Source organism: Streptomyces roseus (assembly GCF_001044425.1).
Classification (GTDB): Bacteria; Actinomycetota; Actinomycetes; order Streptomycetales; family Streptomycetaceae; genus Streptomyces; species Streptomyces roseus.
In genome coordinates this window covers 15,727-35,504 of sequence record NZ_LFML01000074.1, presented here as the reverse complement: position 1 = coordinate 35,504, position 19,778 = coordinate 15,727, and the positions used below count along the sequence as shown (strand labels likewise).

At 70.7% G+C, this 19,778-nt stretch carries 20 protein-coding genes; all 20 read left to right on the top strand.

Annotation, left to right across the window (positions count from 1 at the left end; translation table 11 throughout):
* Nucleotides 1-2 precede the first annotated feature (2 nt).
* On the top strand, nucleotides 3-1,646 hold the full coding sequence (locus ACS04_RS19060; protein WP_048477850.1) for a thiamine pyrophosphate-binding protein: 1,644 nt from the start codon (nucleotides 3-5) through the stop codon (nucleotides 1,644-1,646).
* 34 nt (nucleotides 1,647-1,680) lie between these two features.
* Nucleotides 1,681-2,112 (top strand): nuclear transport factor 2 family protein, encoded by a 432-nt coding sequence (locus ACS04_RS19055; protein ID WP_048477849.1) that lies wholly within the window; start codon nucleotides 1,681-1,683, stop codon nucleotides 2,110-2,112.
* Nucleotides 2,113-2,146: 34 nt separating this feature from the next.
* The gene (locus ACS04_RS19050) at nucleotides 2,147-2,602 is read left to right on the top strand and encodes a nuclear transport factor 2 family protein (RefSeq protein WP_048477848.1); all 456 of its coding nucleotides are present in this window, start codon (nucleotides 2,147-2,149) and stop codon (nucleotides 2,600-2,602) included.
* Between the two features lie 13 nt (nucleotides 2,603-2,615).
* Nucleotides 2,616-2,987, top strand: coding sequence for a nuclear transport factor 2 family protein (locus tag ACS04_RS19045; RefSeq protein WP_048477847.1), 372 nt, complete (start codon nucleotides 2,616-2,618; stop codon nucleotides 2,985-2,987).
* A gap of 13 nt (nucleotides 2,988-3,000) precedes the next feature.
* On the top strand, nucleotides 3,001-4,614 hold the full coding sequence (locus ACS04_RS19040) for a GMC family oxidoreductase (protein WP_048477846.1): 1,614 nt from the start codon (nucleotides 3,001-3,003) through the stop codon (nucleotides 4,612-4,614).
* Nucleotides 4,607-5,218: a DJ-1/PfpI family protein gene (locus ACS04_RS19035; RefSeq protein WP_078864977.1), complete on the top strand. Its 612-nt coding sequence runs from the start codon at nucleotides 4,607-4,609 to the stop codon at nucleotides 5,216-5,218. Before ACS04_RS19040 ends, ACS04_RS19035 begins: the two co-directional genes overlap by 8 nt.
* Nucleotides 5,218-5,664, top strand: a complete 447-nt coding sequence (locus ACS04_RS19030) for a VOC family protein (RefSeq protein ID WP_078864975.1) — start codon at nucleotides 5,218-5,220, stop codon at nucleotides 5,662-5,664. Before ACS04_RS19035 ends, ACS04_RS19030 begins: the two co-directional genes overlap by 1 nt.
* A gap of 1 nt (nucleotide 5,665) precedes the next feature.
* Nucleotides 5,666-7,495, top strand: coding sequence for an AGE family epimerase/isomerase (locus tag ACS04_RS19025; RefSeq protein WP_048477845.1), 1,830 nt, complete (start codon nucleotides 5,666-5,668; stop codon nucleotides 7,493-7,495).
* A 37-nt stretch (nucleotides 7,496-7,532) separates the two neighbouring features.
* Nucleotides 7,533-7,895 carry an STAS domain-containing protein gene (locus ACS04_RS19020; RefSeq protein ID WP_048477844.1) on the top strand — a complete coding sequence of 121 codons (363 nt, stop codon included), beginning with the start codon at nucleotides 7,533-7,535 and terminating at the stop codon, nucleotides 7,893-7,895.
* Complete coding sequence (gene glgX, locus ACS04_RS19015; protein ID WP_245236446.1) at nucleotides 7,892-10,027, top strand: glycogen debranching protein GlgX; 2,136 nt, start codon at nucleotides 7,892-7,894, stop codon at nucleotides 10,025-10,027. Before ACS04_RS19020 ends, glgX begins: the two co-directional genes overlap by 4 nt.
* A gap of 56 nt (nucleotides 10,028-10,083) precedes the next feature.
* Nucleotides 10,084-10,395 (top strand): STAS domain-containing protein, encoded by a 312-nt coding sequence (locus tag ACS04_RS19010; protein ID WP_030157520.1) that lies wholly within the window; start codon nucleotides 10,084-10,086, stop codon nucleotides 10,393-10,395.
* A gap of 5 nt (nucleotides 10,396-10,400) precedes the next feature.
* Entirely contained in the window at nucleotides 10,401-10,865 is a 465-nt protein-coding gene (locus tag ACS04_RS19005; protein WP_245236445.1) for an ATP-binding protein, read from the top strand.
* Nucleotides 10,847-12,115 carry a PP2C family protein-serine/threonine phosphatase gene (locus tag ACS04_RS19000; protein ID WP_053080827.1) on the top strand — a complete coding sequence of 423 codons (1,269 nt, stop codon included), beginning with the start codon at nucleotides 10,847-10,849 and terminating at the stop codon, nucleotides 12,113-12,115. Before ACS04_RS19005 ends, ACS04_RS19000 begins: the two co-directional genes overlap by 19 nt.
* On the top strand, nucleotides 12,115-12,858 hold the full coding sequence (locus tag ACS04_RS18995) for a MinD/ParA family ATP-binding protein (protein WP_048477843.1): 744 nt from the start codon (nucleotides 12,115-12,117) through the stop codon (nucleotides 12,856-12,858). Before ACS04_RS19000 ends, ACS04_RS18995 begins: the two co-directional genes overlap by 1 nt.
* A 70-nt stretch (nucleotides 12,859-12,928) precedes the next feature.
* Nucleotides 12,929-13,669: a type 1 glutamine amidotransferase domain-containing protein gene (locus ACS04_RS18990; RefSeq protein ID WP_048477842.1), complete on the top strand. Its 741-nt coding sequence runs from the start codon at nucleotides 12,929-12,931 to the stop codon at nucleotides 13,667-13,669.
* A 32-nt stretch (nucleotides 13,670-13,701) separates the two neighbouring features.
* Nucleotides 13,702-15,186 carry an aldehyde dehydrogenase family protein gene (locus tag ACS04_RS18985; RefSeq protein WP_048477841.1) on the top strand — a complete coding sequence of 495 codons (1,485 nt, stop codon included), beginning with the start codon at nucleotides 13,702-13,704 and terminating at the stop codon, nucleotides 15,184-15,186.
* A gap of 107 nt (nucleotides 15,187-15,293) precedes the next feature.
* Nucleotides 15,294-15,938, top strand: a complete 645-nt coding sequence (locus ACS04_RS18980; RefSeq protein WP_048477840.1) for an NADPH-dependent F420 reductase — start codon at nucleotides 15,294-15,296, stop codon at nucleotides 15,936-15,938.
* A 2-nt stretch (nucleotides 15,939-15,940) separates the two neighbouring features.
* Nucleotides 15,941-16,534 (top strand): (2Fe-2S)-binding protein, encoded by a 594-nt coding sequence (locus tag ACS04_RS18975; RefSeq protein ID WP_245236444.1) that lies wholly within the window; start codon nucleotides 15,941-15,943, stop codon nucleotides 16,532-16,534.
* Nucleotides 16,535-16,539: 5 nt separating this feature from the next.
* Complete coding sequence (locus ACS04_RS18970; protein WP_048477839.1) at nucleotides 16,540-18,945, top strand: xanthine dehydrogenase family protein molybdopterin-binding subunit; 2,406 nt, start codon at nucleotides 16,540-16,542, stop codon at nucleotides 18,943-18,945.
* The gene (locus ACS04_RS38210) at nucleotides 18,942-19,766 is read left to right on the top strand and encodes an FAD binding domain-containing protein (RefSeq protein ID WP_053080826.1); all 825 of its coding nucleotides are present in this window, start codon (nucleotides 18,942-18,944) and stop codon (nucleotides 19,764-19,766) included. Before ACS04_RS18970 ends, ACS04_RS38210 begins: the two co-directional genes overlap by 4 nt.
* The last annotated feature ends 12 nt before the right edge of the window (nucleotides 19,767-19,778 follow it).

Below are 19,778 nucleotides of genomic sequence, written 5' to 3'. Positions count from 1 at the left end.
TCATGGAAGCCACTCCCGGACGGGAAAGGCTGATCGAGCAGTTCAAGGCCGACGGCCTGAATGTGATGTTCGGAAATCCGGGGACGGTGGAACAGGGATTCCTCGACGCGGTGGACGCGGCGGAGGACTTCTGCTACGTCCTCGCCCTCCAGGAGACCGTGGCCGCCGGCATCGCCGACGGCTACGCCCGGGCCACCGGCGGCGCCGCCCTGCTCCAACTGCACTCCGGGGTGGGGCTGGGCAACGGCATCGGGATGATGTACCAGTCGTTGCGCGGCCACACCCCGCTCGTGGTGGTCGCCGGCGACGCCGGGGTCCGCTACGACGCCATGGACGCGCAGATGGCGTCCGATCTGGTGGCGATGGCCAGGCCGGTGACCAAGTACGCGACCCGGGTCACCGACCGGCACTCCGTACTGCGCACCGTCCGCCGGGCGGTCAAGATCGCCCTGACCCCGCCGCGCGGCCCGGTCTTCGTGGCGCTGCCGATGGACGTACTGGACGAGCTGAACTCCGAGCCCGTCCTGCCCGCCCAGGTACCGCTCACCGACGTGGCACCCTCCCCGGCCTCGGTGGGACGGGCGGCCGAGCTGCTCGCCTCCGCCGAGCGGCCCGTGATCCTCGTCGGGGACGGGGTCTCGCTCTCCGGGGCCCAGCGCGAACTCGTCGCCGTCGCCGAGCTGCTGGGCGCGGACGTGTACGAGGTGGACTCCTCCGAGGTGAACATCGCGGCCTCGCACCCGCTGCGGCGCGGCCAGAGCGGCCACATGTTCGGCCCGCACAGCAAGGAGCTCGTCGCCGGCGCCGACGGGGTGCTGATCGTCGGCACCTATATCTTCCCGGAGGTCTTCCCCGAGCTGGAGAACCCCTTCCGGGCCGGCGCCAAGGTCGTCCACATCGACCTGAACGCCTACGAGATCGCCAAGAACCATCCGGTGGACCTGGGCCTGGCCGCCGACCCGAAGCAGGCGCTGCGCGCGCTGGCCGGCGTACTGGAGCGCAGGCTGAGCCCGCAGCGGCGGGCGGCCGCGGCCGCCCGGCTCGACGCCCGCACCCGGGAGCGGGCGCTGTCCGCCCGGGGCACGGACGCCGGGCAGGACGGCACGCCGATGGCCGTCTTCCTGCGGACCCTGGCCGAGCGCACCGGCGGGGACCTGATCGTCTTCGACGAGGCGCTGACCACCTCGCCGCTGGTCACCCGGTACCTGCCCCCGGAGCGCCCGGGCGACTACCACCTCACCCGGGGCGGCTCCCTCGGTGTGGGCTTCCCAGGGGCGGTCGGCGCCAAGCTGGCCCGCCCGGACCGCCTGGTCGTCGGCTTCGCGGGCGACGGCGGGTCGATGTACACGTACCAGGCGCTGTGGACCGCGGTCCGCCACGGCATCGACGCCAAGTTCGTGGTCTGCAACAACCGCAAGTACCGGCTGCTGGACGACAACATCGCCCAGTACTGGCGGGAGCGGGACATCCCGGAGCACGGCTTCCCGGGCTCCTTCGACCTCTCCCACCCCGAGATCGACTTCGCCGGGCTGGCCCGGGCGCTCGGCGCCGAAGGGACGCGGGTGGAGAAGCCCGACGAGGCGGTCGCCGCCGTGGCCCGGATGCTGGAGCACCCCGGACCGTTCCTGGTCGACGTACAGATCTGACGCACCGCACACCACCACGGACAGGAGGAGACGCATGCCCGCCGAGCGGCTGACCGAGGACGCGATCCGCGCCTTCGCGGAGAACTGGTACGTGGCCCTGGACCGGCACCTGTCGCCCGAACAGGTGCTGGCCATGATCACCGAGGACCTGGAGTTCAAGGTCCCCGAGGACACCTTCATCGGCCACGAGGGCTTCGGCCGCTGGTACGAGGCCGTCACCCACCGCTTCTTCGACGAGGTCCACACCGTCACGAAGGTGGAGCCCGTCATCGAGGGCGACCGCGCCGTCGTCCGGGTCCTGGTCAACTGGCAGGCCAAGATCTGGGACCCGCCGGCCGCCCGCAGCGAGTGGCTCGGCTTCGACGCCGACCAGACCTGGACGGTCGTGGCCGGTCCCGACGGACCGCTGATCAAGCAGTACACCGTCAACGACCTGGCCCCGATGCCCGGTTCCGGCTCGCTCTGAGCGCGGGAGCAGGGCAGGCGAAGGAGGAGCGACGATGACCGAAGTGACACGGGAGCGGGTCGAGGCGGCGTACGCCGCACTCGGCTCCGGGGACCGGGCCCGCATCCTGGAGTATTACGCCGAGGACCTGCGCTGGCTGGTGCCGGGAAGCCACCCGCTGGCCGGCTGGTACGAGAGCCTGGACGCCTTCCTGGAGCTGATGGGGCAGACCCACAAGCTCACCGGCGGCACCTTCCGGATGGACATCCAGGCGGTCCTCGTCGGCGAGGACTGCAGCGCCGACGTCTGCCGCAACGTCGCCCTGCGCGACGGAGCCGACCGGGCGAGCCAGTCCCCGTACGAGCGGATGGACTACCCCGTCTTCCACTTCATGCGCTGGCGGGACGGGCGGATCATCGAGGGCCGCGACGGGCTCTTCGGGGACTCGGCGACCGCGTTCAGCCAGTTCTGGGCGCCGTTCGCGCCCGACGGAACCCGCCGCGACCGATAGGGGGAGGAGCGCTGTGGACGCACGACAGATCCTTGAGAAGTACTACGAGTACGCCAACGCCGGGGACTGGGACCGCTGGTGCGACCTGTTCGCCGAGGACCAGGTCATGGACGAGCAGCTCGCCGGACACATCGAGGGCCTGGAGGTCCTGCGCTCGATGATGAAGGGCATGGGAACGATGTACCGGGTCTTCCGGAACGAGCCCGTGCACTTCCTCGTCGACGGGGAGAAGGCCGCCGCCGTCTCCCACCTCAGCGCCGTCAGCCCCGCGGGCGAGACGATCGAGGCCGAGGTCATGAACTTCTTCCGGATCGTGGACGGAAAGATCGCGTACATGGCGAACTACCACGACACCGTCCCCTTCCAGGTGCTGGGCCAGGGCTGAGGGGGGCCGACTCGTGGGAAACGCGGAGAGAGAAGAGTACGACTACGTCATCGTGGGATCCGGCACCGCGGGCAGCGTCCTCGCGAACCGGCTCTCCGAGGACCCGGACGCCTCCGTCCTGGTCCTGGAGGCGGGCGGCAACCGCATCCCGCCCGAGGTGGACGACCCGTCCTCCTGGTACAAGCTGCTCGGCGGCCCCGTCGACTGGGGCTACACCAGCGTCCCGCAGCCCGGTCTCGACGGCCGCCGCACCTACGAACCGCGCGGCAAGGCCCCCGGCGGCAGCAGCAACCTGTACATCATGATGCACATCCGCGGCCACGCCTCGGACTTCGACAACTGGGCGTACCAGGGCGCCGCCGGCTGGGCGTACGAGGACGTCCTGCCCTACTTCGCCCTCCTGGAGGGCCAGGAGGACGCCACCGCGCCCACCACCGGCACCCGCGGCCCGCAGCGCATCACCAACGCCGGACAGCACGGCCCCAACCCGGTCTCCCGCGCCTTCATCGACGCTGCCGTGGAACTCGGCCACCAGGAGATCGCCGACTTCAACACCGACGGGCCCCGGCGCGGCCTCTTCGGCACCGGCTGGCACCACATCGACGTGGCCGACGGGCGCCGCCAGGGCGCCCTCGCGGCCTACCTGGAACCGGCGCTGGAGCGGTCCAACCTGACGCTGCGCACCGGCGCCCAGACCACCCGCCTGCTCTTCGACGGCGACACCTGCACGGGCGTGGAGTACACGCAGCTCGCACCGGCGGCCGAGTTCCCGGGCCGGACCGTGGGCGACGCGCACCGCAGGGCCGCCGAGCCCGGAGTCCACTCCGTGCGGGCCCGCCGCGAGGTGATCGTGGCCGCCGGCGCGATCGAGTCGCCGAAGCTGCTGCTGCTCTCCGGCATCGGCGACCCCGGGCAGCTGCGCGAGCACGGCATCGAGACGGTCGCCGCGCTGCCGGGGGTCGGCGAGAACTTCCACAACCACGTACTGACCGGGCTGATGGCCGAGGTCACCCAGGAGCTCCCGCCCCCGGCGCAGAACCTGTCGGAGAGCGCTCTGTTCCTCTCGTCCCGTCCCGGTCTTCCCGCTCCCGACCTGCAGATCGCCTTCGTCCACGTCCCGTTCGACGTGATCGTCGGCAAAGACCACCCGAACACGGTGAGCATCCTCCCCGGTGTCGTACGGCCCGTCTCGCGCGGCTGGATCCGGCTCGCGAGCGCCGATCCGCTGGCCCACCCGCTGATCAACCCGAACTACCTGGGCGACCGGTGGGACCTGGAGCGGATGGTGCAGGGGATCAAGCTGGCCCGGGAGATCTTCGCGACCTCGGCCTTCTCGCCCTGGTACAAGCAGGAGCTCCAGCCCGGCCCCGGCTTCGTCTCCGACGAGGACCTGCGGACCTTCGCCCGGCAGAAGTCGGAGAGCTACCACCACCAGGCCGGCTCCTGCCGCATGGGCATCGACGACCTCTCGGTCGTCGACCCCGAGCTGCGGGTGCACGGCGTACGCAACCTGCGCGTCGTCGACGCCAGCGTGATGCCCGCCGTCCCGTCGGGCAACTGCCACACCGCCATCGCGATGATCGCCGAGCGCGCGGCCGACTTCCTGAGGGGGACCTCCCGTGCCTGACGCCGTACTGCGCGAGGGCGCGCTGAGCGGGACCCGGATCGCGGTCCTGGTCGAGAGCGACTTCTACGAGCCGGAGATCTTCTACTACGGCCACCGGTTCGCCGAGGAGGGCGCCGAGGTCGACTTCCTGACCCGGCTGTGGGGCAACGACTCCATCACCTTCTCCGGGCACGAGTACCGGGCTCCGTTCACCGCCGACAAGTCCCTGGAGGGGCTGAGCGACGAGGAGCTGCGCCGGTACGCGGCGATCATCGTGCCCTCGGGCATGGTGGCCGACCGGCTGCGCTACACCGAGGACGTGGACGTACTGGCCCCGGCGACGGAGCTGCTGCGCCGGGCGTTCGAGGAGCCGACGGTCCTCAAGGGGATCATCTGCCACGGCATGTGGCTGGCCGCCTCGATCCCGGACAAGATCCAGGGCCGCAAGCTGGTCTGCCACAACAACCTCATCGGCGACGTACGCAACATGGGCGCCGAGTACGTCAACGAGGACGTGGTGGTCGACGGCGACCTGGTCACCGGCCGCACCGGCGCCCATCACCACCTCTTCGCCCGCCGGATCATCGAGCTGATCGCGGCGGGGCGGGGCCGGGGGAGCGCCTGATGCCCGGCGCCGGGGAGCGCGCCATGGTCTGGTCGCACGTGGGCCTGAACTGCGCGGACCAGAAGACGACGGAGGACTTCTACACCCGGTACTTCGGCTTCACCCGGGCCAGGGTCGTCGACCTCGGCGAGGCCAAGATCGTGTTCCTGCGCAAGGGGGACGCGTACCTGGAGCTCTTCGCGGCGGACACCGGCCCGGCCCGGCCGGCGCAGGACGACGGGCCGCAGGCCCCCGGCCGGATGCGCCACCTGGCCTTCCAGACCGACAGCGTGGACGCGTTCCTGGCGGAGCTGGGGGACGCGGCCGAAGTGACCCTGGGCCCGCTGGACTTCGACGACTTCATCTGCGGGTGGCGGACCGTGTGGGTCCGCGATCCCGACGGGGTGATCGTCGAGGTCAGTCAGGGATTCGAGGACGACCGCTCACACGACAAGGACGGTGCATGACATGGCGGACGCCGTGAGCTTCTCCTTCTCCGACACCATCGCGGGCTACGTCGGCCGCTTCGACTCCGAGTCCCGCCTGCTGCGGCTGAAGACATCGGACGGGCGGGAGTTCGACGTCTCCCTGGCCGGCGACCCGAGCGCGGAGCTGGTCCGCAACCTGGACGAGCCGTACATCGACGCCTCCGGGCACATCGACGAGATGCTCTCGCCGGGCCGGTTCCTCTTCGTCTACGGCATCCACTATCCGGAGCGCGGCGGGCGCTTCGACGCCAAGCGGCTGGTGTTCCTGGGCCGCGGCGCCGAGGACTACCGGTTCGAGGAGCCCAGCTGGTGGGTCAAGCAGATCGAGTCGCTGGCCGACTTCTACATCCGGGCGCAGTTCGGCGACGGCCCGGTGGACTTCACCGAGTACCGCACCGAGATCCGGCTCGGCGGCGACAAGACCGCCAGCCACGTCCAGGAGACCGACACGATCTCCCGCCTGGTCTACGGCATGGCCTCGGCCTACCTCCTGACGGGCAAAGACGAGTACCTGGAGGTCGCCGAGCGCGGCACCGAGTACCTGCGCAAGCACATGCGGGTCGTGGACAGCGAGGAGGACGTGGTCTTCTGGTACCACGGCATCAGCGTCGACGGGGACAGCGAGCGCAAGCTGTTCACCTCGGAGTTCTCCGACGACTACGACGCGATCCCGATGTACGAGCAGATCTACGCGCTGGCCGGCCCGATCCAGACGTACCGGGTCACCGGTGACATCCGGATCAAGAACGACGCGGACGCCACCATCCGGCTGTTCGACAAGTTCTTCAAGGACGAGGAGCAGGGCGGCTACTACTCGCACATCGACCCGATCCTGTTCAGCGCGGACCACGAGTCCCTCGGCGAGAACGCCGAGCGCAAGAACTGGAACTCGGTCGGCGACCACGCGCCCGCCTACCTGATCAACCTGTACCTGGCGACCGGCGACCAGAGGTACGCCGATTTCCTGGAGTACACCTTCGACACCATCGCGGACAAGTTCCCGGACTACAAGAACAGCCCGTTCGTCCAGGAGCGCTTCTTCCGCGACTGGTCGCACGACACCGCGCACAGCTGGCAGCAGAACCGCGCGGTCGTCGGGCACAACCTCAAGATCGCCTGGAACCTGATGCGGATGAACTCGCTGAAGGCCAAGCCGGCGTACCAGGACCTCGCCAAGAAGATCGGCGAGATCATGCCGGCGGTCGGCAGCGACGTGCAGCGCGGCGGCTGGTACGACGTCGTGGAGCGCATCAAGTCCGTCGGCAAGGACGGACAGGAGACGTATCGTTTCGCCTGGCACGACCGCAAGGCCTGGTGGCAGCAGGAGCAGGCGATCCTCGCCTACCTCATCCTGAACGGCACGGTCGGCGGAGACGCCTTCCTGCGCGAGGCCCGGCAGGCGGAGGCCTTCTACAACACGTTCTTCCTCGACCACGACGAGGGAGCCGTCTACTTCAACGTGCTCGCCAGCGGTACGCCGTACCTGCTCGGCACGGAGCGGCTCAAGGGCAGCCACTCGATGTCCATGTACCACTCGGCGGAGCTCTGCTACCTGTCCGCCGTCTACAACAACCTGCTGATCAACAAGCGGGAGATGGACTTCCACTTCAAGCCCGACCCGACCAACCTGCCCGACCGCGTGCTGCGGGTCTCACCCGACCTGCTGCCCGCCGGCTCCGTGCAGATCGCGTCCGTCGAGATCGACGAGAAGCCGTACCGGGACTTCGACGCCGACGGTCTGACCGTCAGGCTGCCGGACGTCCAGGGACGGATCAAGGTCAAGGTCCGGCTGCGCCCGGTGACTTCATAGCGCTCAACGGGGGGCGCCCCGACTAGAGGGGAAAGCAATGTCTCTGAACGTCAAGGAACGCCGCAACAAGGGCGGTACCGTCCTCGTCGCCACCGGCGAGATCAACAGTGAGACCTCCGGACAGCTGCTGCAGTCCCTGCTGCCGCTGGTCCGCGAGGGCCGGCCGCTGCGTATCGACCTCACGGCCGTCACGTACGTGTCCAGCGCGGGCCTGCGCACCCTGCTCGTCGTCTACCGCGAGGCCCAGCACGCCGGGGTCGGGGTCACCCTGTACGGGGTGAGCGAGGAAGTCCGGTTCGTCATGTCGGCCACCGGTTTCCTCGACTTCTTCGAGACCGGCGAGGCGGCGGCCGCGCGCTCCAAGGCCAAGGCGCCGCTCAAGACAGCGGCCGTGCGATGACCGAGGCCCGGTCCGAGCAGGTGCTGCGCGTCGACGCGTACCCGACCCACGAGGTGGGCGGGTACCGCGTCCGCGCCGGCAAACCGTTCCCGTTCGGGGCCAACGTGGTCCCCGGCGGGGTCAGCTTCTCCGTCTACTCCGACCAGGCGACCTCCATGACCCTGGTCATCTTCAAGCGCGGAGAGCCCGAGCCGATGGCCGAGCTGGAATTCCCCGAGGAGTTCCGCACCGGCAGCGTCTTCGCCATGACGGTCTTCGGCCTCGACCACGAGAACATCGAGTACGGGTACCGGGCCGACGGCCCCTACGACCCGGTCTCCGGCCACCGCTTCGACGCCCGCCAGGTCCTCTCCGACCCCTACGCCCGGCTGATCGCCGGCCGCGACGTGTGGGGCGTGGAGCCGGACCGCAGCCGCGGCTACCAGTACCGCTCCCGCGTCTGCCTCCAGGACTTCGACTGGGGCGACGACACCCCGCTGGGGCTGCCCGCCGAGGACCTCGTCGTGTACGAGACCCACGTGCGCGGTTTCACCCGGCACCCCTCCTCGCAGGTCACCGCCCCGGGAACCTTCGCGGGGCTGCGCGAGAAGATCCCGTACCTGAAGGAACTCGGGGTCAACTGCATCGAACTGCTCCCGGTGTTCGAGTTCGACGAGAGCGACAACATGCGCTCCAACCCGGAGACGGGCGAGCACCTCTTCGACTACTGGGGCTACAACACCGTCTCGTTCTTCGCGCCCAAGGCCGGCTACGCGGCCACCGGACGCTACGGGATGCAGGGCGACGAGTTCCGCACCCTGATCAAGGACCTGCACGCGGCCGGCATCGAGGTCATCCTCGACGTCGTCTTCAACCACACCGCCGAGGGCAACGAGCAGGGGCCGACGATCTCCTTCAAGGGGCTCGACAACGCCACGTACTACATGCTCACGCCCGAGGGGTACTACTTCAACTTCAGCGGCACGGGCAACACGGTCAACTGCAACCACCCCGTCGTGCGCAACTTCGTGCTCGACTGCCTGCGCCACTGGGTCGCCGACTACCACATCGACGGCTTCCGCTTCGACCTCGCGGCCATCCTCGGCCGGGACCTGGACGGCACCCCGCTGCCCAACCCGCCGCTGCTGGAGATGCTCGCCTACGACCCCGTCCTGCGGCACACCAAGCTCATCGCCGAGGCCTGGGACGCGGGCGGCCTCTACGAGGTCGGCAACTTCCCGGCGTACGGGCGCTGGGCCGAGTGGAACGGGAAGTACCGCGACACCGTGCGCAGCTTCCTCAAGGGCGACCCCGGCGTGACCGGGGAGCTGGCCACCCGCATCGCCGGCTCGCCCGACCTGTACTCCACCCGCGGCACCTCCGCCTCGGTCAACTTCCTCACGGCCCACGACGGGTTCACCCTGGCCGACCTCGTCTCGTACAACGACAAGCACAACGAGGCGAACGGCGAGGGCAACAACGACGGGGCCAACGACAACAACAGCTGGAACTGCGGGGCCGAGGGGCCGACCGACGACCCCGAGATCAACCGGCTGCGCACGCGCCAGATGAAGAACGCGATCGCCATCCTCATGACCAGCCAGGGCATCCCGATGCTCCTGTCCGGCGACGAGGTGGCCCGCACCCAGCAGGGCAACAACAACACGTACTGCCAGGACAACGAGCTGTCCTGGTTCGACTGGGACCAGGTCGACGAGAACGCCGAACTGCTCCGGTTCACCCGGGAGATGATCGCGTTCCGCGGGCGCCACCGGGAACTGCGCTCCACCTCCCACCCCACCGGCCAGGTCCGCGAGAGCCTCGGACTGCCGGACATCAGCTGGCACGGCGAGCGGGCCTGGCAGCCCGACTGGTCGGCGGACAGCCGGCTGCTGGCCGTGGCCCGCTGCGGCACCGGTGACGACGACGTGGTGTACGTGGCCATGAACTCGCACTGGGAGGCGCACGACCTGGAGCTGCCCGCGCTGCCGCACGGGCGCAGCTGGCACCTGTTCGCGGACACCGGGGCCGAGGCCCCGCACGACATCCGCACCCCCGGCGGCGAGGCCGAGCTGGAGAACGCCGGGAAGTACCTGATCGGTCCGCGCTCGGTCGTGATCCTGGTCGGCCGGACGCCCGATCCGGAGCTCTAGCCGCCGCCACCCGATCTGACCGAACGCTCCAACCGCAGTGCCGAAGGAGACCTGACATGCCGCTTTCCGTGTCCCTGAGCATCGAGGGCGACACCACCGTGATCGAGCTGGCGGGCGAGCTGGACGCCAAGACCGCGCCGGACTTCCACCAGACCATCGAGAAGGCCGCCGGGCACGGCACCGGCACGGTCGAGATCAGGATGGCCGGTGTCGGCTACATGGCCAGCGCCGGACTGCGGTCCCTGGTCTTCGCCCAGCAGAAGGTGGCCAACCACGTGACCATCAAGGTGGTCGGCGCGATCGAGCCCGTGTCCCGGACCATCCGGACGGCCGGGCTGGACCGCAGCATCGTGCTCTCCGATGAGTGAAACGCATGAGTGACATGGTCGAACTGGCGAGGACGTCCGCCGAGCTGGAGGTGCCCGCCACGCTGGGGGCACTGGGCGACATCGCCGCGTTCGTCCTGCGGCTGGCCGGCCGGGCGGGCCTGGGCAAGGGGCCCGCGTACCGGATCCGGCTGGCCGTGGACGAGCTGGCCACGAACATCGTGATGCACGGGTACCGGGGCGGCGACGGGCGGATCACCGTCCGCGGCCGCTCCGGCCCCGGCCGGGTGCAGATCTCCATAGCGGACTCCGCGCCGGCGTTCGACCCGGTCGAAGGCCGCCTGCCCCCCGCACCCGGGATTCCCCCCGAGCGGCGCAGGATCGGCGGACTCGGCATCCACCTGGCGCTGACCAGCGTGGACGAATTCAGCTACGTACGCAGGGACGGCCGCAACATCAGCACGCTGACTGTGAACGCTGAGGGGACGGACCCATGCCCTCCACGACCGTGATCATCCTCGACGAGTACCCGCCGCCTCCGCTCGAACTCCTCGACGCGCTGCGCTCGATGGACGCGGAGCTCGTCGGCCGCACGCTGGCGGAGCTGCGGGGTGGACCACTGGACGACCTGCCCGTCGCCGACGTCCTGCTCGCCCCGGCCGAGGCCGACGGCGAGTCGGTGCGGCTGGCGGTGCGGCGGCTGCGCCGCTGGGCCGGGGCCCCCATCGTGGTCGTCTGGACGGTGACGGAGTTCGCCGCGCTGGAGGAGCACGTCCGGCTGGGCCACGACTACCTCGTACCGCCCTTCCTGCCCGCCCTCGTCGGGGCCCGGCTGCACAGCTGTTCGGAGCGCGCCGGACTCGGCCGCACCCTGCGCGAAGCCGACGCCCGCGCCGAACTCATGGGCTACGAGAAGGAACTGGAGATCGGCCGGGAGATCCAGGCCGGCTTCCTGCCGGAATCGCTGCCGGTGCCCGAGGGCTGGGAGATCGACGTCCGCTTCCGGCCCGCCCGGCAGGTCGCCGGGGACTTCTACGACGTCTTCGAGATCTCCCGCGGCCGGCGCCTGGCCTTCGTCGTCGCCGACGTCTGCGACAAGGGGGTCGGAGCGGCGCTGTTCATGGCGCTGATCCGCTCGCTGCTGCGGCACACCGCGGAGAACAGCGGACTCCAGCACCTCGTGGCCGGCGGGCGCGCCGGCGGCAGCAGGCGGATCCCGGTCGTCGGCGCGACACCCCTGCTCAACGCGGTCACCGCCACCAACGGCTACCTGACCCGCAACCACCTCCGGCAGGGGTACTTCGCCACCCTGTTCTTCGGTGTGCTCGACCCCGCCACCGGCAGCCTCGTGTACATCAACGGGGGCCACAACGCGCCGCTGCTGCTGCGCGCCGAAGGCGGCGACCCGCTCGCCCTGGAGGTCACAGGACCCGCCGTGGGGGTGCTGCCGGACTGCGTGTACACGCTCGGCTACGCCCAGCTGAACCCCGGCGACACCCTGTTCGTGTTCACGGACGGGGTGCCGGAGGCCCGCTGCCCCGACGGCAGCTTCCTCGGTGACGAGCGGATGCTGGAGCTGCTCGCCGGCCCCCCGGTGAGCGGCAGGGAGGTGGTCGACCTCATGGACACGGCGGTACGGGAGCACACCGGCACGGCCGAACAGCACGACGACGTCACCATGCTGGCCCTGCACCGGCCACGTGCGGCGCGGGGGCCGCACGCGGACCGGACCACGGCCGCGGGCCGCACGGCGGTGGCCTGATGGCCCGGACCATCGTGGTGCACTCGCACCGCGGGGGCACGGGGAAGTCCTCGGTACTGGCGAACCTGGCCCTGCTCATCGCGGCCGGGGGACGCCGGGTGGGGGTGGTCGACACGGACATCCAGTCGCCCACCCTGGACCTGCTCTTCCGCCTCGGCCCGGGTCCTTCCCTGGCCGACTACCTGCTCGGCCGCTGTGAGATCGAGGCCGCGGCGCAGCCGGTCGGCGTGCCCGGGCTGTACGTCGTACCGGCACGGACCGGGACGGCGGCCCTGCGCGAGCTCATGACCAGCGGCTACGACGTCGGGCTGCTGCCCGAGGGCTTCGACCGGCTGGTCGAGCACTACGCGCTCGACGTGCTGCTGCTCGACACCCACGCCGGGCTGAACAACGAGTCGGTGACCGCGATGGCGAGCGCCGACGTCCTGATGATCCTGGCCCGGGCCGACCGGATCGACCTCTCGGGGGTCGAGGAGACCATCGCCCTGGCCGGGCGGCTGGCCTGCCGGCGGGCTCTGGTCATGAGCATGGCTCCCGAGGGCATCGACGGACGGCAGGTCCGCCGGCGTGCCGAGGAGGTGTACGGCGCCCCCCTGGCCGGAATCCTTCCGTATGTGCCGGAAATGGCCGCACTGTACGGCGAACGCATATTCGCCGAAGCCCATCCCGACCACCCCCTGGTCGGTGAATTCCGCACCATCATCTCCGCGTTGGACGCACCTCACGAAGTATCGCGCGCCTGACGCTCCCCCCTTACGCCCCCTGCGGGGGGCGTGTTGAATCGGCAGCGATTCCAGAACAAGGAGAGAAGTCATGAAGATTCTCGTCGTCATGACGGCCAAGGCAACGCTCCACCTCTTGGACGGGGAACAGCACCCTTCGGGTTTCTGGGCCGAGGAATTCGTCGTTCCCTACACCCTCTTCAAGGCCGCAGGCCACACCGTGGACGTGGCGACGATCGGGGGCCGGGCCCCCACGGTCGACCAGACCAGCATCGACCCGCAGTTCCTCCAGTGGGTCCGCCCCGAGGGCTCGCCGAACGAGGACGCGGCCAACGCCGCCGAGTACGTGAGAGTCGTCGAGGGCACCCCCCAGCTCAAGAACCCCCTCGCCCTCGAATCCCTGGGGGAGAAGGACGTCGCCGAGTACGACGGCATCTACGTCAGCGGCGGTCACGGCGCCATCGGAGACCTGCCCCACTCCGACGCGCTCGCCCAGATCCTGCGCTGGGCCATCGCCCAGGACAAACCGCTCGCCACCGTCTGCCACGGCCACACCTCGCTCCTCGCCCTGCGCGACGGCGAAGGCCGCTGGCCGTTCGAGGGCTACCGGATGACGGCCTTCTCGCACAGCGAGGAGATGGTCACCAACATGGCCGGCCGCCTCCCGCTGATCCTGGAGGCCGAGCTCACCCGGCTCGGCGCCCGCTACGAGAAGGCCGAGAAGATCTGGGACTCGCACGTGGTGGTGGACCGCAAGCTCACCACCGGCCAGAACCCGTACTCCTCCAAGGCCCTTGCCGAGACGTTCCTGGAGCAGCTCGCCAAGGGATAGATCGCCCCCGCACCCGACACCGGAAGGCAGCCATGACCAAGCGCGCGCTCAGCGACCAGCCCTTGGCCAACCCCGGGAAGCTGTTCATCGGCGGCACATGGGTCTCGGCCCAGGACGGCCGTACCGAGCCGGACATCAGTCCCGTGGACGGGCAGGAGATCGTACCGGTGGCGCAGGCCGCCGCCGCCGACGCGGACGCGGCCGTGGCCGCCGCCCGCGCGGCGTACGAGGAAGGTCCCTGGAGCAGACTCTCCGCCCAGGAACGCGCGCTGCGACTGAACCGGGTCGGTGAGCTCATCGAGCGCGACCTGGAGGAGATAGCCCTGCTGGAGACGGTGGACATGGGCAAGCCGTTCGCCTTCTCCAGCACGGTCGACGCCCCCATGGCCGCCCAGCTCATGCACTACTACGCCGGCGCCGTCACCCGGGTCGACGGCTCCTCGCGGGCCCCGGCCGGCGGGCAGCTCGCGTACACCCTGCGCGAACCGCTGGGCGTGGTCTGCGCCATCACCCCGTTCAACTTCCCGCTCCTGCTGTCGATGACGAAGATCGCACCGGCGCTGGCGGCGGGCAACACGGTCGTCCACAAGCCCTCACCGGCCACCCCGCTCACCGCGCTGAAGATCGCCGAACTCTTCCAGGAGGCGGAGATCCCGGACGGCGTGCTGAACGTCATCACCGGTCCGGGCGTGGAACTCGGCGAGACCCTCACCGGGCACCCGGACATCGACAAGATCGCCTTCACCGGCTCCACCGCGGTCGGCCAGACGATCATCCGCAAGTCGGCCGGCACCCTGAAGAAAGTGACGATGGAGCTCGGCGGCAAGTCCGCCAACATCGTCTTCGCCGACGCCGACCTCGACGCCGCCGAGGAGCTCGCCTTCTTCGGCATCTACTACAACAAGGGCGAGATCTGCACCGCCGGCTCGCGCCTGCTGCTCCAGCGCCCCATCCACGACGAACTGGTCGAACGGCTGGTGAGCCGGGCCGCCGCCCTCAAGCCCGGCGACCCGCGCGACCCGGAGACCCTGTTCGGGCCGCTGGCCCACCGCGGCCAGTTCGAGAAGGTCAGCTCGTACATCGAGATCGGCGAGAAGGAAGGCGCCGTCCTGCGTACGGGCGGCACCGGCTGGACCCCGGAAGGGGCCTCGAGCCAGGGCCTGTACTTCCTGCCGACGATCTTCACCGGCGTCGACAACGGCATGCGGATCGCCCAGGAGGAGATCTTCGGCCCGGTCCTGTCGATCATCCCCTTCGACACCGAGGAAGACGCGATCCGGATCGCCAACGACAGCGCGTACGGGCTCGCGGCGGGCGTCCACACCAAGGACCTGCGGCGTGCCCACCGGGTGGCCTCCCAGATCAAGGCCGGAACGGTCTGGGTGAATTGCTACAACCAGTACGACCCCTCCGTGCCGTACGGGGGCTACAAGGCCTCCGGATACGGGCGCGAGTGCGGACCGGAATCCCTGGAGAGCTACACGCAGACCAAGTCGGTCTGGATCGGCATGGACTGAGCGCCGGCCCACCGACCGGCGGGCCGGCCCACCGGCGGCCCGACCGGATGACCGGAAGACCGATTCGGCGATCCACCGATTCGGCGATCGACCGAGGAGGAGCGGCAATGCGCACAGGCATCATCGGCACCGGGCGGATCGGTTCCACCCTCGCGCGGATCCTGGTGGCGGCCGGGCACGAGGTCGTGCTGGCCAACGCCCGCGGGCCGCAGTCCCTCGGCCCCCTGGTGGCCGAACTGGGCCCGGCGGCCTCGGCGGCGCACCCCGCCGAAGCCGCCGACCAGGCCGAACTGCCGGTGCTGATGGTGCCGTACGCGAGCGTCCGCGGGCTCCTTCCGGCCGCGGCCGTGCAGGACAAGGTGCTGGTGGACGCCACGAACGCGTTCGGCGCCGGCGGCAAGCCCGCCGATCTGGGCGGCCGCGCCTCCAGCGAACTCGTCGCCGAGTGGTATCCCGGCGCCCGGGTCGTGAAATCCCTGAACACCATGCATTTCGAGACTCTCGCCGTCGCCGGCGGCCCCTTCCGGACGAAGTCCGAGGGGAGCGCAGCGGAGGGCGAACGCCTGGCCCTTTTCACGGCGGGCGATGACGAGAAGGCGAAGGAAATCGTCGCGGGAATCATCGCGGATTTGGGATTCGCTCCCGTCGACACCGGCCCGCTGCACTCCGGGGGAATTCTCCAGCAGCCCGGCGGGCCCCTTTTCAACCGGCCGCTCACGGAAGCGCAGGCGCTGGCATGGATCTCTCACTGAACGTGAACGGAAGACCCGAGCAGTTCGCGGCGGAGCCGAACGAACTGCTCGTCGAACGGCTCCGCGACGGCCTCGGGCTGACCGGCACCAAGGTCGGCTGCGACACCGGGCAGTGCGGCACGTGCGTCGTCCAGCTCGACGGGCGCTCCGTCAAGAGCTGCCTGATCCTCACCGCCGCCGCGGCGGGCTCCCGCGTGACCACGATCGAGGGCGTCACCACGCGCGGCGGCGAACTCAGCGGCCTCCAGGAGGCCCTGCGCCAGGAGCACGGGACCCAGTGCGGGTTCTGCACACCCGGCATGGTCATGGCCCTCGGCGAGCTCGTCGAGAACACCGCCGACCGCGAGGCGCCCACCGAGCCCGAGATCCGCGAGTGGCTCACCGGCAACCTGTGCCGCTGCACCGGCTACCACAGCGTCGTACGGGGCGTGCAGCGCGCGTGCTCCGCCGCCCGGGCCGAGATACCCGCGGAGATCAGCGGCGCCGCCGCCGTCTCCGCGGCCGCCGGGTCCGGGTCCGCCGGGTCCGCATCCGAGCCCGCGCCGGCGTCCGTGTCCGCCTCCGCGTCGGCGTCCGCGTCCGGCAAGGAGGTGTGAGGGAGATGACCGCAGTGACGGGGGAGGCACCCCTCCAGGGATCGGGCGTACTGGGCCGGCCGATGGACAGCCGCGAGGATCCGCAGCTGCTGCGCGGCGAGGCCACGTACGTGGGCGACGTCAACCTGCCCGGCACCGCCCACATGGCGATCCTCGGCAGCCCGGTGGCCCACGCGAAGATCCTCTCCATCGAGACCAAGGCCGCGGAGCAGATGCCCGGCGTGCTGAAGGTGGCCACCGCGGCCGACTTCACCGACGTGATGCCGCTGCCCTGCATCTGGATCCCCGGCGGGGTCGAGAGCCACTTCCCGCCCCACCCGTACGGGCTCCCCGGCGCCCGGCCGGTCCTGACCGGCGACTCCGTCCGCCACGTCGGCGACCCGATCGCCGTGGTCGTCGCCGAGACCCCGCGCCAGGCCGCCGCCGCGCTGGCCGCCATCGCCGTCGAGTACGAGCCGCTGCCCGTGGTCACCCGGGCCGACGCGGCGCTCGCCGAGGGCGCGCCCCAGCTGCACGAGGCCGTACCGGGCAACCTGAACGCGTACTGGACCTGCGGCGACAAGGACCGCGCCGAAGCGGCCCTCGCCGAGGCCGAGGTCAAGGTCGAACTCGACCTGGTCAACCAGCGCACCATCAACAGCCCCATCGAGCCGCGCGGCGCCGTCGGCGACTACAACGCCGCCACCGACGAGTACACGCTGTACGCCTCCACCCAGGGCCCGCACAACCACCGGTTCCTGCTCGCCGCGCTGGTCCTCGGCATCCCGTTCAACAAGCTGCGGGTGATCGCCCCGACCGTCGGCGGCAGCTTCGGCACCAAGGGGTACCTCTACCCCGACATGGCGCTGGTCCTGGTGCTCTCCAAGGCACTGGGCCGGCCCGTGAAATGGGTGGACACCCGCACCGGGCTGATGAACTCCACCGTCCAGGGCCGCGACCACCGCCAGCACGTGGTGCTCGCCGGCACCCGCGACGGCCGGATGACCGGCCTGTGGGCCACCAGCTACGCCAACCTCGGCGCGTACCCCTCCACCATCGGCCCCGGTGTCGCCACCGCCCTCATGGGCCGCTCCATCAGCGGCATGTACGAGATCCCGGCCGCCTTCTGCGAGGTGTACGCCGCCTTCACCAACACCGTCCCGCTCGGCGCCCAGCGCGGCAGCGGGCGGGCCGAGGCGGCCTTCCTGATGGAGCGGCTCGTCGACCGGTTCGCAGCCGAGATCGGCATGGACCCGGCCGCCGTACGGCGCAAGAACCTCGTGCCGAACGAGAAGTTCCCCTACGACAACGGTCTCGGCTGGACGTACGACTCCGGGGACTACCAGGTCAACTTCGACAAGGCGCTGGAGCTGTCGGGCTACGCCGACATGCCCGCCCGCAAGGCCGAGGCCCGCACCCGCGGCAAGCGGCTCGGCGTGGGCATCGCCACCTACGTAGCGATCTGCGGGGTCGGCCCCTCCACCCGGATGTCCCAGGAGGGCATGCTCGGCGGCACCTGGGAGAGCGCGAACATCCGCGTCAACCCGACCGGCGAGGTCACGGTCACCGTCGGCTCCGCCTCCACCGGCCAGAGCCACCACACGGTCTTCGCGCAGGTCGCCGCGGACGAGCTGGAGATCGACCCGGCGCAGGTCCAGGTGTACGAGGGGGACACCCTCCGGGCCCCGTACGGGCAGGGCACCTACGGCTCCCGCTCCTACAGCATGGCCGCGCCCGCCGTCGCCCTCACCGCCCGCAAGATCAAGGCGAAGCTGGTCAAGGCCGGAGCCGTCTTCCTCGGCATCCCCGAGGAGAAGGCCGTCTACGCGGCCGGCAAGGTCTACGAGGAAGGCAACGAGGAGAACGCCAAGACCTTCGCCGACCTGGCCATGGCGATGTGGTACGGCTGGGGGCTGCCGCACGAGATCGAGCCCGCCCTCGACGAGACCACCCACTTCGACCCGCCGGACTTCAACTACCCCTTCGGCACGCACGTGGCGGTCGTCGAGGTCGACGAACTCACCGGCGAGACCGAGGTGGTCGCCTACACCGCCGTCGACGACGCCGGCCACATCGGCAACCCCAAGATCGTCCTCGGACAGATCGAGGGCAGCATCACGCACGGCCTCGGCCAGGCGCTGATGGAGGCCGCCGTATACGACGAACAGGGGCGGCTGCTCAGCTCCGACCTCACCAAGTACGCCCTGCCGCGCGCCACGGACGTGCCGTTCTTCACCCTCGGCAAGACCACCACGCCCAGCCCGCACAACCCGCTGGGCGCCAAGGGCGCCGGCGAGATCGCCACCGTGCCGCCCGCCGCCGCCGTCGTCAACGCGGTCGTCGACGCCCTGTCCGACCTGGGCGTACAGCACATCGACATGCCGCTCACCCCCGAGAAGGTCTGGCGCCGCCTGAGAGGGGAAGCCCAGTGATCCTCACCGAGTTCGACTACGTCCGGCCCGTCGGCCTCGACGAGGCCCTGGCCCTGCTCGGCGGCACCCGGGGCGCCAAGGTGCTGGCCGGCGGCCAGAGCCTGCTGCCCGCCCTGCGCGCCGGGGAGGAGAGCGCCCGGCTGCTCGTCGACGTACGCCACCTCGAAGAGCTCCGCGGTGTCGGACGGAGCGCCGAGGGGATCCGGATCGGCGCGCTGACCACCCTCGCCGAGCTGGCCGCCCACGCGGTCGTCCTCGCCGAGGCTCCCGAGGTGGCGGCCGCCGCCCGGGCCAACGGGGACCCCCAGGTCCGCAACCTCGGCACCGCCGGCGGCAACCTCGCCGCCGGAGGCCGCGCCACCGACCTGGCCGTCGCGGCCCTCGCCGCGGACGCCCGGGTCGAACTGGCCGGCCCCGGAGGCCGGTGGACCGTGCCCGCCGAGGAGTTCGCGGAGTCCGGGGCGCCGGCCGGGACCGTGGTCACCGCACTGCTGGTGCCCGCCGCCGGGCGGGCCGCGGCCTTCGAGAAGACCGCCGACCCGGCCACGCTCTACCCGGTCTGCGCCACCGCCGTACGGATCACCCCCGACGGGCCGCGCATCGCGGTCACCGGAGCCACCGCCCGCCCGCTGCGCCTGCGCGGGGTGGAGGAGCGGCTGCGCGGGGGCCCGTACACGACCGAGGCCGTGCTCGCGGCCTTCCGCGCCGAGCCCAGGGAGCTGTTCGTCCCCGGGCGCGGTACCTCGGCCGAGTACCTCGGCCACCTCGCGGGGGTGCTCGCCGCCCGCGCGCTGCAGAGGGCAGACCAGGCCCTCGCCTGAACCGCCCACCAC